Here is a 14,124-nt window from a genome sequence, read left to right on the forward strand (position 1 = left end):
TAATGAAGTACGTTGTTTTTCTTGTATTCTTTACAGGATGTTTGTTTCAGGTTGGAGTTGAAAAGGCTAAAGCAAATGGGTCGGTCGTCGTCGACTCTGTCGGATTTGAAAAGGTAGACGGTAAAATCTTTGTTCTTCATAAAGTGAATCAAGGTCAGACCATGTTTGCTGTTGTAAGGCAATATGGCACCACGATTCAGGCTTTACGGGATGCAAATCCGGGAATGCCTGATCAAATAAAGTCTGGCCAGACCATCAGAGTCCCATATATATCCAAGAAGGTGGCAACTCCTGAGCCTAAAAAGCCAGCAACTTCACCGAAGCCTGTTGAAACCAAACCCGAACCAGCTACGACAGCACCAACCGCGACCCCAGGAGTGGCGGTAGCGGCGAATGGTATTCATAAAGTGGAAGCTAGTGAAACGCTTTATCGCGTAGCTGTGAAGTACGGCGTATTAATGGCCGAAATCAGAAAATGGAATAACCTGACAGACGATAATCTTCATGAAGGCCAGCAATTGATCGTCAGTGAAAAGACTGTTGGGAAGATAAATTCAGAACCGGCGACGCACGCTCCTCCAAAAGTAGTGGCTTCGACTGTTGTAAAAGACTCGGTTAAAGCGAAAGCAGTTGTAGCTGAGAAAGTTGCGAAACCGGTTGAAGAAGTAGCTCCGCCCAAAGTTGTGAAAGGAACCAGAAAATCTGAATCGGGTTTAGCTGAAGTTATTGAAACAGACGAGAGCACGAGTAAATTTTTAGGCCTTCACAGAACTGCCCCAGTCGGTTCGCTTGTTGAAGTGTTGAATGAATATAATCAGGAAAAGATCATTGTAAGAATTATTGGTCGCATTCCTGACACCAGCATAAATGATGACATAGTAATCAAACTTTCGTCACGTGCATTTGAAAAAGTATCACCTAACAGTAAGCGGTTCCGGGCAGTTGTAAGCTATCTGGAGTAGATAGGGCAGGATAGGCCAGGGATTAGTTTAGATTCGATAATAAAAAATTAATGAAACACGCACCCGAATTTCGTTCGAAAAGAGAAGAAGAACGCGAGGCTCTTAAAAATACTACCGGATATAAAGTTTGGAGTGTAATGTTTACACTGCTATATCCATTCATCGCCATTTTTACATTTGTGTTTTCCGCGATCGTGATGGTTTTTTCGGGAATATCACGCGTATTGGCCTATATCTTTGCACGAGGACATGCCTGATTCCGGCACGGTTTTACCTTCCGGATATGTGTTTGAATTGCTCGAGGCGAAGGTTGAACAATATAACAAGCCGAATTTTATTCCCAACGACCCTATTTGTATACCCCATCTTTTTTCAAAAAAGGAAGATATAGAAATCATGGGCTTCTGGGCTGCAGTGCTGGCCTGGGGGCAGCGCAAAACTATTATAAATAAGTGTACAGAGCTAGTGAAAATGATGGACGGAGCACCACACGACTTCGTGCTTCATCACACTGAAAATGACTTAAAACCTTTTTTGTCATTCAAACATAGGACCTTCAATTCCACAGATACACTTTATTTTCTGCATTTCTTTCAGGAATTTTATCGAAAGCATTCATCTCTCGAGGAAGCATTTTTGAGTGGAAATTTTTCCCAGGAAACCAATATCGAAAATGGTCTGATCCACTTTCACGATCTTTTTTCAACTTCCGAATTTTTTCCTGCTCGCACTCGTAAACATATCGCAACTCCAGCTAGAAAATCATCTTGCAAACGACTGAATATGTTTTTAAGATGGATGGTCAGAACTGATAATAAAGGAGTTGACTTTGGAATCTGGAACCACATCAGTCCAAGCCAGTTGATATGCCCGTGCGATGTCCACGTCGATCGAGTCGCACGATTATTAGGACTTATAAAAAGACCAGTAACCGATTGGCAGACTGCCGTTGAGTTAACCAATTCGCTTAAATTCATGGATTCAACTGATCCCGTGAAATACGATTTCGCCTTATTTGGCTTAGGGATCGAGGGGTTTGCTAAATGAAAGCGACAGACGAACTCGGCTAGACTGTTTTGGGAGTTGTCAAATGGCGATATTTTGCCTTTTGTTTGCATTTGACTTCGAAAGCTCCTAATTTTTATCAAAATTAGGTCAATGCAATTCTCAACCCTGTTTGCTTTTTTTCTACTTGGTTTTAGTTCGCTGCTTCCCTTTGTAAATCCGGTGGGGACTGCGTTGATTATTAATCCATATTTAAGTAAAAGCTCCTTTGCAGATCGCAAATCATATGCGCTAACGATTGTGTTTTATGCACTGGTTTTAGGCGTGTCGACAATTTTTATAGGGAGTTGGTTTTTCAAAGTGATGGGGATATCCATTCCCGTAATACAAATATCCGGTGGTGTGGTAGTCGCCAGTATGGGCCTTTCTTTGTTAAGCTCAAAGAATAATTCAAACGACGATGCTTTAACGGAAAAGGTAGAAAACTCTCTTTTTTATCCGATTGCCTTCCCTTTTACTTTGGGGCCGGGTACCATATCTGCTTTGATCGCCCTTAGTGCACATTCCCAAGCCAGTAACGTTGCCGATACGTTTTTGAACCATTGTGTTTTAGGAGTTTCCCTTCTGGCAGTTTTGGTGATATCCTACTTTTGTTATGTCTATTCGGATTTTGTTTTCAAAAGGATCGGCGCCACTGGCAGTATCGTAATTAACAGGCTGATGGCTTTCGTGGTTTTCAGTGTAGGCGTTCAGATGTTAGTTACGGGGCTCGGTCACGCGTTCCCGCATTTATTCGCGCAATAAAAGGAGCTTTTTTAACTAAATCCGATGACAATATGGGCAACCTGTACAAAGTAGTTTTTGCAATTCTATTGTTTTTTTCATCTCAAATAACATATGGGCAAAGTCCGCGAATTCTGATAGTAACTGCACACCCAGATGATGAAACGATGTTTCCGGTTACGGTTTTCAAAATAACACATGAGCTGAATGGCTCGGCGGACCTGGCCCTGATTACCGACGCTTCTGGAGGATATAACGGTCTGGTTGCCTCAAGTTATTATGGAATGAATCTGGTGGATTCGGTGGTAGGTCGGAAACATTTGCCCTTGATACGTAAAAAGGAAATACTGGCATCGGGCGAGGTGTTAGGTATTGGCAATTTCTTTTTTCTGGATCAGTTGGATGACTTTTACAGCCGGAATGAAAAGCCATATCTCGAAGGAAAGAACTGGGATATTGATTTTGTTTCCCGACGGCTTGACACGATTTTGGAAAAAGGACAGTATGACTTTGTAATTTGTTTGCTTCCGCACGAAGGACAGCATGCACATCATAAGGCTGCATCGATCAGTGCAATTCGGGCGGTACAGAGGATAAAGAGTGGAAAACGACCGATCGTATTGGGCGGTCAGGCGCAGGACAAGAGTTCCAAATTTTCATTCGCGGGGTTGGAAGGATCTCCGGAAACGAAAGTCGGTTCCCTGCCCATGTTTTTTGATCGCTCGTATAGTTTTGGCGAAGATAAAAAACACAGCTATATGATTGTTGCAGACTGGGTGAAAGCGGCTCACAAATCGCAAAGCGGGGACATGAACCAAGCCATGCATAAAGGAGAACTGGAGGTCTTTTGGTACTTCACGATGAACGGCGAGAACAGGATTTCAGAGGTAAAGGCTTTGTTTGATGCTTTGAAAAAGTCAGGGTTTTCGAAGTCCAAATAATCTTGTTGTGTTGAAGTTGCTATTGGAGGATCTGAAAACTTTAAAATCTGCATATCCGATAGATAATTGAAGTCGGCCACGAATGCTTATTTGGCCTGAAATACGTATTTTCATCAAAACCCTGAGAAATACCAAGATGGCTGAACCCGATAGCTTTTCAGTACAGTCCATATTTTTTAGTCAGATACGGGCGCTTTTGCCCGCCCAGACCAAATTAGTGGACGAGGTCGCTGAGCTGCTTTCCGTGAGCTACGATAGCGCTTACCGAAGAATCAGAGGCGAAACCCCACTAGGTTTTGCTGAACTTGGCAAATTAAGCAGGCATTATAATATTTCCGTTGATTTAAGTAAAGTAGCTTTGGTTTGGGAATGAGTCACATAAGTAATTCCATTTTTCAACAGGGAGCCCGGAAACCTGAGATAGTGCAGGAAAAACTTTTTATTAAGAATTATGAAAAATCTCACTTTAGCCGAAACGGACTTTGCTGGTGCTGACTGGATGATCACCATAGCGCCACTTGCTTATAACTGAATCAATACGCAGTATTCCGCGTCAGAAATGGATTCTAATCTTAGGAGGTATCAAAAAAGCCCGTTCACAAATTGCTAACGGGCTTTTTTGCGTTTCAAAGAACCTACTGAATCTCGGAATTAAACTTTATCCATTCAATCGAAAACAGGATTTTAGATCCGGCATTCGGATTTTGGTAAACGAAAAATACTTTCTGATTGGTATTTGTTGCTGCCTTAATCGGAATATCGAGCGTCTCATTTGTAGTCACTTTTGCTTCCCCGATTTTTGGCCCGGCTGGTGAGCCGGTCCTGATTTCCAAAGTGCCACCTGCGGTCATTTTGTCGTTACTACCCACGGCAACCGAAAGCGACTTGATACCTGTGAGGTCTATATCGTCAAATTCGATAAAGCTTCCGTGTTTCGTGCCTAATACTACTTCCGGGCCAGCTGGAAGTTTGTATTTCATGGTATTAGACGTTTCGTCATATGTATTTGCAAACACCTTTGCAGGTCGCAATGCGATAGTTTTAGAACCCGTAAGAGGCCCAATGCTGGCATTTCCTTTATCGGTATAGCTAGCTGTGAAAATATAAGAACCTTCTTTTGGTTTCGCCGCAGTTACGAATTCGCTTTTCAATGGCTTTTTATCCACCACTTTTTCCTTGGCAAGAGAAAGGATATACTTCACCATTTCTTCCGCCTCCTCAGGTTTGTGCTGCGGGTGAGCTGCCATCGCTTGTTCCCCCCAGTTACCACCGCCACCGCTGATCACTTTTTGGGCTAGCATTTTCACCGAATTACGCTCTTTTTCGTAACGTTTTGCTACTTCGATATATGCCGGTCCGATCGATTTTTTGCTGATCGAATGGCATGCTTTACAATCACTCAGTTCAATAAGACGTTTTCCTGTTTCGAATCCGGTATTCGCTACATGCCCTTGCGCCAACTGAGTTTTGTCAAACCCTTCCAAGTAGTTGATCGTTAGAGTTACCTCATCTTCAGGGATCTTTTTATTAGCAAGGCTTCCGTCTTCTTTGTCGGATACAGTGACCTGATAGTCAACAGGTTTATCGTTCCAGTAGAAAGTTTTGTTGCCTTTTATTGCTACATCCACCACGGGTATCGCGTTTCCAACTTTAATAACTACATCAGCAGTATTCGAATTTCCAGCTGCGTCCGTCACTTTTAGAACTGCGGTATATTCGCCAGGTTTTGTAAAAGTAAAAGTCGGGTTGGCGATGGTACTTTTCGGCAGTCCTTTCCCAAAATTCCACTCATATTTAATCGCATCACCATCATAGTCAACTGTACCTTTTGAAGAAAAATTGACTTTCAAAGGAGCGGCGCCGATGGTTTGGGAAGCCGAAACTACTGCCAACGGAACCCGGTTTCCGGCGTTGAATGTAATATGCGAAAGTCCCGATTCGTCGTTTTGAGCAAACCAGTTTGGTCCATATTCCAATGTATACAGGGATCCGTCTTTTGCGAATTGCATATCGATCGGGTGACTGAAAGTGGCGTTAGGCATGAAACGTTCAATGCTCAGCAAATCGCCCTGCTTGTTCATGGAAACTACATTGATATAATCTCTAATCCAGTCATAGGCAAAAAACTTTCCGTCATAATAATCCGGGAATTTGTCTTTGCTGTTGGCATAATCCTGGAAATAGTAAACCGGGCCGGCCATTGCGTTTCTTCCTCCTTTTCCGACAATCGATCCAAAATCAGGAGAATCTGCATAGGGGTAATATATAAAAGCAGGTTGAGCTGGAGGCAAATTTTGAATACCCGTGTTGTGCGGAGAATCGTTTAGAGGTGCCTTGACATCGAAAGGTTTTCCGGAAGTGCTGTCAGCGAAATTGAAATCAATGTATGGTTTGTTGTCAGCAATAAATAAAGGATAGCCAAAATATCCGGCTTTTCTGGCCTGATTCACTTCATCATAGCCTCTAGGTCCACGTTTCGGGTCATCGTTTGAAGCATCAGGGCCAACTTCTCCCCAATATAAATAGCCAGTGTGTTGATCAACCGCAATACGATATGGGTTACGGGTTCCCATTACATATATTTCAGGGCGCGTTTTTGGCGTTCCGGGAGGGAACAAGTTGCCTTCAGGAATGTCATAAAGGTTGGTGCCACCCGGTGTGTTTGCACGTCGGTCGCCATATCTGGGCTTAATTCTTAAAATTTTTCCTCTGAAAGAATTTGTGTTCGAAGAGGTATGCTGACCATCAAATCCTTCACGTCCTGGTCTTTCGTCGATCGGTCCATATCCATTTGATTGGAAGGGATTTACATCATCTCCTGTCGAGAGGTAAAGGTTGCCCTTACTATCCCAGGCGATTGAACCGCCGGTGTGGCAGCAATCTGTTCTTTTTACAGGAACAGTAAGGAGCACTTCCTCGGTTGACAACAAGAGTGTATCTTTTACATCGTCATATTTGAAACGAGACAAATGCTGGGCTGTATCTGCTTCAGTTGAAGGCGGCGAATAATACAAATACACCAGTTTATTAGTGTTGAAATTAGGGTCTATATTGATACCCATCAAACCATATTCCTGTTTGATATATACCGGAACTTCGGCGACGATCTTTACCTTTTTAGTTTTAGGATCGAATAATTTAACCTTTCCTTTTCGCTCTGTAAATAGCACCCGCTGATCATCTAAAACCACCAATTCAGTCGGTTCGTCCAATTTCGAAACCAATACTTTTTTAGTAAAACGGTTTTCTTCAGGTCTGGTTTTGGAATAATCCAGTTTCGAAGCCATGACATATTGAAGACCACCTGTCAGATGCTTAACATATACCGGATTTTCAAATGTGGCATTTTCGTGTCCAAAATTAGTATAAAATGCTTTACCACCGTCAAATTCATGGTACCATGACATCGGGTGATTGTCGCCCATCTTTCCGTCTTTATATGTCTTCTCATCAATTTTTACAAGGACTTTTACCTGCGGATTGAAGTTTTTGAAATCGTAAAATTCATCCTTAATCTTCCACTTGTCAGGAAAACCTGCCATAGAAGGATGATTTTTATCTACCACATATGCTTCGCCTTCCTGCACATTCGGATTACCCGGATGGCTGGCAAAGTAAGCACCTGCCAATTTGTTATACCAAGGCCAGTCATATTCGGTATCGGTTGCCGCGTGTATACCCAGATACCCACCGCCAGCTTGGATATAGTGTTCAAAAGCGTCCTGCTGTTTATCGTCCAGCACGTTTCCTGTGGTGTTTAAGAAAACAACAGCGCTATATTTTTTAAGATTTTTGTCAGTGAAAACAGCCGAATTTTCTGTGGTGTCCACTGCGAAGTTCATTTCTTTGCCCAGTTTTCTAAGGGCGGCCTGTCCTGCGGGAATGGAAGCGTGACGGAATCCTGCAGTTTTAGAAAACACAAGAATTCGGCGCTCGGGGGTGATGATTTGTGCGTTAACCTGATAAACAAAAAGGAACAAAATGGCGAAAATTGCCTTTTTGATAAACGGGGGTTTGGAAAGAGTCGTTGGCTCCATTAGTGGGAACATATTTGTTAAAATAAGAAAAACCTATCAATCATAAGAACGACAGGTTTTTCTTTTACTTTATTAAAAATCAATTATTTATCAAAGACCAAGTACTTTCCTGTTGAAAGCCTCGTCTGCACCCGTTCCTGCAAAGTCGTCAAACGCTTTCGTAGTCACTTCAATGATATGGCTTTCAATGAATGGAGCACCTTCTGCGGCACCCTGAACTGGCGATTTAATACAGCATTCCCATTCCAAAACTGCCCAACTGTCGTAGTTGTATTGTGATAACTTAGAGAATATTGCTGAGAAGTCAACCTGTCCATCGCCCAGGGAACGGAAACGCCCGGCTCTGTCGGCCCATCCAGCAAAACCGCTATATACACCTTGTTTTCCTGTCGGGTTAAACTCAGCATCTTTTACGTGGAAAGCTTTGATACGATCGTGATATAGATCTATAAATTGCAGGTAGTCAAGTTGTTGCAAGACAAAGTGGCTAGGGTCGTAGTTGATGTTCGCACGGGTATGCCCGCCGAGGTAATCAACGAACATTTCGAAAGTTGAACCGTCGAATAAATCCTCGCCCGGGTGCAATTCGTAGGCTACGTCAACGCCGTTTTCGTCATATACATCCAAAATAGGTTTCCAGCGAGCCGCCAATTCTTTGAAAGCGGTTTCAACCAATCCGGCAGGACGTTGTGGCCAAGGGTAAAGAAACGGCCAGGCCAATGCACCAGAGAAGCTTGCACTTGCTTTCAGACCTAAATTTTTACTTGCAATGGCGGTATATTTAAGCTGTTGTGTAGCCCATTCCGCACGTGCTTTCGGGTTATTACGAACTTCAGGAATTGCAAAACCGTCATACATTTCATCATACACCGGGTGCGATGCAACAAGCTGACCGATAATATGTGAGGCTAATTCGGTTATTTCAAGACCTTTGTCTTTTAGTTTCCCTTTCAATTCATCGCAATATGTCTGCGATTCTGAAGCAAGTTTTATATCAATTACGCGCGGATCCCAAACCGGAAGCTGCAAGCCTTTATAGCCAAGACCGGCCATGTAATCGGCAATAGTGTCTAATGAATTAAACGGTGCCTCATCGCCCAAAAACTGAGCCAAAAATATCCCGGGGCCTTTTATAGTTTTCATGATTTTAGCTTTTAGCAGTCAGCTTTTAGCTTTTAGACTAGTGCAGACTTTGAATTATTTAAAATTAGGTTTAGTGATAATTCAGGCGAAGGGTTTGACTTTCAGTCGCCTGAATTATTTTATATAATTTACACCTCCACCCACGCTTGCTTCTTGTTACTTTCCAGAATTCTTTCGCAAATCAGCAGCTCACGATATCCGTCTGCGAAGGTTGGGAAGGTTGGGTTTTCTGGTTGTTTGCCTTCTGCGATGGCTGCGTACACTTCTTTAAACATTTGTTTTGAAGTATCAGGGAAGCCTTCGTTGTGACCGCCTGGGAATGTAATCAAAGATCTAACATCGGCGTTTACAAGTGATGGATCGCGCATTAGCACCTCATTGCTCTTGTCGCGATTTCCTATCCACATTTCATTTGGAGCTTCTGAACACCAGCTGAAAGTTTTCTTAGATCCTGAGATTTCAAGAGCCATCCGGTTTTTACGACCGGCAGAAACTTGTGAAACAGTGATTACACCTTTGCTTCCGTTATCAAAACGCAACAAAACGTTGGCGTGATCTTCAGTATTGATAGGTACATCAGCATAATCTGATGGCTGCAGCATTTTACCTGAATATGTCTCAACAGGCTTCAATGGCTTTTTGCGCGTCTTGTGAATCGTGTTAAAGTCAGCCAGCACTGCTGTAGTTTTAAGACCAGTGATATACTCGAGAATATCCATCAAGTGAGAACCGATATCTGCGATCGCTCTGGAATCACCAGATTTATCTGGCTCCAGGCGCCAGTTGTAGTCAGTTTCGTAAAACAGCCAGTCTTGTAGATAAGAACCGATGAACGAATAGATGTCACCAAGCTCACCATTCTCACGCATGGATTTCATCTGGCGTGCTAACGGATAGTATCTAAGGTTGAAGTGAACAGCGTTTACCAAACCGGATTTAGCTGCAAGTTCTACCAGTTCCTCAGCTTCTGCCAAATCCTTCGCAAGTGGTTTTTCACAGATAACATGCTTTCCTGCGAGAAGAGCTGCTTTGGATTGCGAGTAGTGCAAAAAGTTTGGAGTACAAATATGTATTACTTCAATATCTTCTTGTTTTAGCAAATCGTCAAAAATATATGATCTTTCAATACCCAAAAGATCAGCTTTTTCACGTGCCAGTTCAGCGGTAACTTCGCAAAGTGCCGCCACTTCAACGTTGGGAAGTCGTCTTAAGGCCTCAATATGAGCTGGCCCGATGAAACCTGTTCCTACAACTCCAACTTTAATCTTTTTCATAAAATAATTTAAATGTTTAAAAGAAAATTAATAAATTGAATTAAACAGAATTACTCTGTCTTCGGATATACTTATAATTTTTTGGGAAAATCAGAAATCAGTCCATTTTTGTTCTGAGACGTTAGACGCCAGAACTGTGTCGATGAACTTCATCCCTCGCAGACCATCTTCTGCCGAAGGGAAATCATAAACCGGATCAGCTTCTTTGCCCTCCCATCTCGCCCGAAGATGGATAGCGAAATTTCTATAAAGATTTGCAAAAGCCTCCAGGTAACCTTCCGGGTGACCAGCGGGAATACGCGTATGAACCTGAGCAGCTTTAGAAAGATTACCTACCCCGGTTCTTATAATACGAGTACCCTGATTTGTTTTGTGAACCAGCGTATTGGGCTCCATCTGCTTCCACTGAAGGCCGCCTGTTTCGCCGTATACACGGATATTGAGGTCGTTTTCTTCTCCGTTCGCAATCTGGCTGTTTTGAAGTATTCCTTTAGCTCCATTATTGAAACGAAGCAATATATTGGCATCGTCGTCCAGCAATCGGCCTTCAACGAATATGGTCAAATCGGCACAAACCTGCGTGATCTTTAGTCCTGTGATATATTCTGCAAGGTTTTCGGCGTGGGTTCCTATATCGCCCAGCCCCCCAGCCGCGCCGGAGCGTGAAGGGTCTGTACGCCAGGCAGCTTGTTTATTACCGGTGGCTTCAACAAGCGTCGCAAGCCAGCCCTGTGGATATTCTACAATGATCTTTCTCAGTTCTCCGATAGCTCCGGAAGCAATCATTTCTTTTGCCTCTTTGACCATTGGGTAACCGGTATAGTTGTGCGTCAGACAGAAAATCAAACCTGTTTTTTTTACCAGTTCAGCTATCTCCTCTGCCTCTTCGGTATTTAATGTGATCGGTTTGTCACAAACAACGTGGAAGCCATTATCCAAAGCCATCTTGGTGGGGCCAAAGTGTACATGATTTGGAGTAACAATGGCCACAAAATCCATTCTTTCGCCTTGTGGTAATTCCTTTTCTTTAAGGATCATCTCCTCATAATTGGCATATACACGGTTTTCCGGCAGATAAAGGGCCTTTCCTGTTTCTTTTGATTTTTCGGGGTTAGAGCTGAATGAGCCACAAACCAGTTCAATTTCGCCATCCATTAATGCAGCACGACGGTGAACTCCTCCAATAAATGCATCCAGAGAGCCCCCAATCATGCCCATTCTTATCTTTCTTGACATTACTTTTGGTTTAGTATTGAGAAAAGATTTTACTTTAATAAAGAGTAGTATATACCTCTCTTACTTCTTACAAAGATAAATTTCTATGTACAAAAACATAGTAAGTATGTTGTGTACAGCAGTAGATTTAATGTTTATTTGTTTTTTTTGTGAAAATATTAAATAAAATCGGGTCAAATTTATCTAACTCATTAATCTAATTAGTAAAACCTTTATCCTATGACTCAATCAGTTAACAGCAACCGGCTATTTTACGGCAGTTGTTTTGCCCTTATTACCACAGCCTTTTCTTTTAGTATAAGAGCGGGCATTTTGGCTCAGTTGGGAACGGAATTTAACCTGACGGCCGAACAACTCGGATTTATTAATTCCATGTGGTTTTTAGGATTTCCTCTTGCAATGATTATTGGGGGGCTTGTTTACCATTCCGTGGGGCCGAAGACTATTATGCAGATTGCTTTTGTTTGTCATACCATCGGTATATTGATGACCATTTATTCTGGTGGTTATACAGGCCTATTGATCTCAACTTTCTTTATCGGTATTGGTAACGGGTGTACAGAAGCAGCTTGTAACCCGATGATTGCGGATAGCTACTCCGGTCCTTCAATGAATAAAATGTTGAGCCGTTTTCACATGTGGTTCCCTGGCGGTATCGTAGTTGGAAGTCTTATCTCTGACTTTATGACCAAAGCCTCTATGCCATGGCAAGCGCAAATATGGGTAATTATGGTGCCGACAATTATCTATGCAGTACTTTTTTGGGGTCAGTTATTTCCGAAACCTAAAGTTGAGGGTGTTGTGTCGATTGGTGAAAATCTGAAAGCGATGGCGACTCCATTGTTTATATTTATTTTCCTTTGCATGTTCCTTACTGCTATATCTGAATTCGGTCCGCAACAATGGACAGGGTTGATCATGAGCAAAAGTGGTGCAGAGCCTATGTTGATCCTGGCTTTGGTAACTGGATTGATGGCCGTAATCAGATTCTTTGCGGGTAATATCGTCAATGTATTGGGACAAACAGGCGTATTGTGGTTGTCTGCAGTTCTTGCTGCGATTGGTATCTATATGTTCAGCACTGTAACAGGGCCAACAGCGTATGTTGCAGCTGCAATTTTTGCAATGGGGGTAGGGATGTTCTGGCCAACCATGATTGGTTTTGTAGCTCAAAATATACCACTAAGCGGTGCCCTGGGTATGTCGGTTGTTGGTGGTGCGGGGATGTTCTCTTCTGCAATTTTTCAACCATTTATCGGAGGCTGGCTTGACAGTGCAAAGGCAGAATTGACTTCGGCAGGCCTCACAGGCGATGCAATGGAATTAGCTGCTGGTCAAGCTACTTTGCAGACCATGGTAATATTTCCGGCTATTCTTATTATTGCTTTTGGAATTCTATTTTTCTGGATGAAAGGTAAGAAGCCACTGGCTGTTGCAGCTCATTAATTATCATATACTAAAATACCAAAAAGCCCCTTTCGATGTGATTGGGGCTTTTTTGGTATCTACTTTTTTTGCTAGATTCTGTCTGCGTCACTGGCTGACAGTCTGGATAATAAAGTTGTGATTCGTATAAATACAAAGGTCAGCCGCAACGGTCAGACCCTCTCTCACCATTTCTTCCGAAGTTAAATTCGTGGCATGTCGTTTCAAAGCTACTGCTGCTGATTGTGCGAAATTTCCGCCCGAGCCGATTGCTGCTATTCCGTTTTCTGGTTCAAGTACGTCACCTGTTCCTGAAATCACCAATATCTCTTCGGCATTTGCAGTGATCATCATAGCTTCAAGTTTACGCAAATAACGATCTGTGCGCCAGTCCTTGGCCAGCTCAATCGCCGCGCGTTTCATGTTACCGCCATATGCGTTTAGTTTTTCTTCGAAACGTTCCAATAGTGTGAAAGCGTCGGCAGTAGAGCCGGCAAACCCAACCAATATTTTGCCACCCATCAAAGGACGAATTTTTCTTACGTTGCTTTTGGCGATCGTTGCACCCATTGTCGCCTGCCCATCAGCCCCGAGTGATACTGTGCCGTTGTGAATGATACCAAGGACGGTGGTTGCGTGTATTTTTTCCATATTAATTTCTTTGATTCAAATTTTACTTAAATGCACTCTGTTTTTAACCAAATATTGCTGACCAGTCATCGTCGAAGTTCTGTTCCGGGTTTGAAACCATACTGCTGAAGGTCGAAGTCACTGCGATAATATACATTTGAAAAAACGGTTGTCCACACTCATGATAGGGAAATCAGCTGGCAATTCCATTTTGTCCACCAACTGAAATCCGTTCCTCTCGTAGAATCTTATTGCCGCATGCAACCGATCGATCGTACCTAAATAAAGGGAGTGTATACCAACGCTTGATGCATATTCAGTTAAGCGATCATACAGACTTTGGGCGATGCCAAACTCTTTTCCGCGCTTGTCTTTATGTACAAACATTTTACGGACTACACCATTTCCGTTGCCGATACGGATCACTGCAATACTTCCCACCACACGGGCATCATCTTCCAAAGCTATCCAGAATTCACCACCGTTTTCGCGGTAGAAGGAATCGACGGTAAATAGGTCTGGCTGGTCTGCCACAGTAAGCGGGACGCTGAACTCTTTTTGCTGTATATCTAAAACCAAACTTGCAACTTGATCTTCAAATTGGGTCTGGTGGGGTATTATCTTAATCATATTTTTAATTTACAGACCAACTTATAAAAGAAAAGTGCCAGGCTAAAAAACCTGACAC

Annotated in this window: 13 protein-coding genes; 7 read left to right on the plus strand and 6 right to left on the minus strand. The window is 42.8% G+C overall.

Going from position 1 to position 14,124, the window contains the following annotated elements; all coding sequences use genetic code 11:
* Positions 1–2 precede the first annotated feature (2 nt).
* The 6 genes from AC1XUD_RS00560 (at position 3) to AC1XUD_RS00585 (ending at position 4,064) form a co-directional block, all read left to right on the plus strand.
* On the plus strand, positions 3–962 hold the full coding sequence (locus AC1XUD_RS00560) for a LysM peptidoglycan-binding domain-containing protein (RefSeq protein WP_483358983.1): 960 nt from the start codon (positions 3–5) through the stop codon (positions 960–962).
* Positions 963–1,012: 50 nt separating this feature from the next.
* Complete coding sequence (locus AC1XUD_RS00565) at positions 1,013–1,219, plus strand: hypothetical protein (RefSeq protein WP_483358984.1); 207 nt, start codon at positions 1,013–1,015, stop codon at positions 1,217–1,219.
* Complete coding sequence (locus AC1XUD_RS00570) at positions 1,212–2,009, plus strand: TIGR02757 family protein (RefSeq protein ID WP_483358985.1); 798 nt, start codon at positions 1,212–1,214, stop codon at positions 2,007–2,009. The genes AC1XUD_RS00565 and AC1XUD_RS00570 overlap by 8 nt, the downstream gene beginning before the upstream one ends.
* Before the next feature lie 111 nt (positions 2,010–2,120).
* Positions 2,121–2,771 (plus strand): MarC family protein, encoded by a 651-nt coding sequence (locus AC1XUD_RS00575; protein ID WP_483358986.1) that lies wholly within the window; start codon positions 2,121–2,123, stop codon positions 2,769–2,771.
* Between the two features lie 32 nt (positions 2,772–2,803).
* Positions 2,804–3,691: a PIG-L family deacetylase gene (locus tag AC1XUD_RS00580; protein ID WP_483358987.1), complete on the plus strand. Its 888-nt coding sequence runs from the start codon at positions 2,804–2,806 to the stop codon at positions 3,689–3,691.
* An 82-nt stretch (positions 3,692–3,773) separates the two neighbouring features.
* The gene (locus AC1XUD_RS00585) at positions 3,774–4,064 is read left to right on the plus strand and encodes a hypothetical protein (protein ID WP_483358988.1); all 291 of its coding nucleotides are present in this window, start codon (positions 3,774–3,776) and stop codon (positions 4,062–4,064) included.
* A gap of 262 nt (positions 4,065–4,326) precedes the next feature.
* Here AC1XUD_RS00585 and AC1XUD_RS00590 read toward each other — a convergent pair whose 3' ends face one another.
* The 4 genes from AC1XUD_RS00590 to AC1XUD_RS00605 all read right to left on the minus strand — a co-directional run bounded on the left by AC1XUD_RS00590 (position 4,327) and on the right by AC1XUD_RS00605 (position 11,363).
* Positions 4,327–7,728 (minus strand): ThuA domain-containing protein, encoded by a 3,402-nt coding sequence (locus AC1XUD_RS00590; RefSeq protein WP_483358989.1) that lies wholly within the window; start codon positions 7,726–7,728, stop codon positions 4,327–4,329.
* Between the two features lie 90 nt (positions 7,729–7,818).
* On the minus strand, positions 7,819–8,871 hold the full coding sequence (locus tag AC1XUD_RS00595) for a sugar phosphate isomerase/epimerase family protein (protein ID WP_483358990.1): 1,053 nt from the start codon (positions 8,869–8,871) through the stop codon (positions 7,819–7,821).
* A 128-nt stretch (positions 8,872–8,999) separates the two neighbouring features.
* Positions 9,000–10,145 (minus strand): Gfo/Idh/MocA family protein, encoded by a 1,146-nt coding sequence (locus tag AC1XUD_RS00600; protein WP_483358991.1) that lies wholly within the window; start codon positions 10,143–10,145, stop codon positions 9,000–9,002.
* A gap of 90 nt (positions 10,146–10,235) precedes the next feature.
* Positions 10,236–11,363: a Gfo/Idh/MocA family protein gene (locus tag AC1XUD_RS00605; protein WP_483359466.1), complete on the minus strand. Its 1,128-nt coding sequence runs from the start codon at positions 11,361–11,363 to the stop codon at positions 10,236–10,238.
* Positions 11,364–11,600: 237 nt separating this feature from the next.
* On the opposite strand from AC1XUD_RS00605, the gene AC1XUD_RS00610 reads away from it, so the two are divergent.
* On the plus strand, positions 11,601–12,827 hold the full coding sequence (locus AC1XUD_RS00610) for an MFS transporter (RefSeq protein WP_483358992.1): 1,227 nt from the start codon (positions 11,601–11,603) through the stop codon (positions 12,825–12,827).
* A gap of 87 nt (positions 12,828–12,914) precedes the next feature.
* Here the strand turns inward: AC1XUD_RS00610 and hslV are convergent, their stop codons facing one another.
* Positions 12,915–13,457, minus strand: coding sequence for an ATP-dependent protease subunit HslV (gene hslV, locus AC1XUD_RS00615; RefSeq protein WP_483358993.1), 543 nt, complete (start codon positions 13,455–13,457; stop codon positions 12,915–12,917).
* Positions 13,458–13,574: 117 nt separating this feature from the next.
* Entirely contained in the window at positions 13,575–14,066 is a 492-nt protein-coding gene (locus AC1XUD_RS00620) for a GNAT family N-acetyltransferase (protein WP_483358994.1), read from the minus strand.
* Positions 14,067–14,124 lie beyond the last annotated feature (58 nt).

The organism is Dyadobacter sp. HNCC25DJ184, from assembly GCF_056895215.1.

What these genes read in the sequence shown, in the direction of transcription:
- AC1XUD_RS00560 (WP_483358983.1), top strand. Translation starts at nt 3, where the DNA reads ATGAAGTACGTTGTTTTTCTTGTATTCTTTACAGGATGTTTGTTTCAG.
- AC1XUD_RS00565 (WP_483358984.1), top strand. Translation starts at nt 1,013, where the DNA reads ATGAAACACGCACCCGAATTTCGTTCGAAAAGAGAAGAAGAACGCGAG.
- AC1XUD_RS00570 (WP_483358985.1), top strand. Translation starts at nt 1,212, where the DNA reads ATGCCTGATTCCGGCACGGTTTTACCTTCCGGATATGTGTTTGAATTG.
- AC1XUD_RS00575 (WP_483358986.1), top strand. Translation starts at nt 2,121, where the DNA reads ATGCAATTCTCAACCCTGTTTGCTTTTTTTCTACTTGGTTTTAGTTCG.
- AC1XUD_RS00580 (WP_483358987.1), top strand. Translation starts at nt 2,804, where the DNA reads ATGGGCAACCTGTACAAAGTAGTTTTTGCAATTCTATTGTTTTTTTCA.
- AC1XUD_RS00585 (WP_483358988.1), top strand. Translation starts at nt 3,774, where the DNA reads ATGCTTATTTGGCCTGAAATACGTATTTTCATCAAAACCCTGAGAAAT.
- AC1XUD_RS00590 (WP_483358989.1), bottom strand. Translation starts at nt 7,728, where the DNA reads ATGGAGCCAACGACTCTTTCCAAACCCCCGTTTATCAAAAAGGCAATT.
- AC1XUD_RS00595 (WP_483358990.1), bottom strand. Translation starts at nt 8,871, where the DNA reads ATGAAAACTATAAAAGGCCCCGGGATATTTTTGGCTCAGTTTTTGGGC.
- AC1XUD_RS00600 (WP_483358991.1), bottom strand. Translation starts at nt 10,145, where the DNA reads ATGAAAAAGATTAAAGTTGGAGTTGTAGGAACAGGTTTCATCGGGCCA.
- AC1XUD_RS00605 (WP_483359466.1), bottom strand. Translation starts at nt 11,363, where the DNA reads ATGGGCATGATTGGGGGCTCTCTGGATGCATTTATTGGAGGAGTTCAC.
- AC1XUD_RS00610 (WP_483358992.1), top strand. Translation starts at nt 11,601, where the DNA reads ATGACTCAATCAGTTAACAGCAACCGGCTATTTTACGGCAGTTGTTTT.
- hslV (WP_483358993.1), bottom strand. Translation starts at nt 13,457, where the DNA reads ATGGAAAAAATACACGCAACCACCGTCCTTGGTATCATTCACAACGGC.
- AC1XUD_RS00620 (WP_483358994.1), bottom strand. Translation starts at nt 14,066, where the DNA reads ATGATTAAGATAATACCCCACCAGACCCAATTTGAAGATCAAGTTGCA.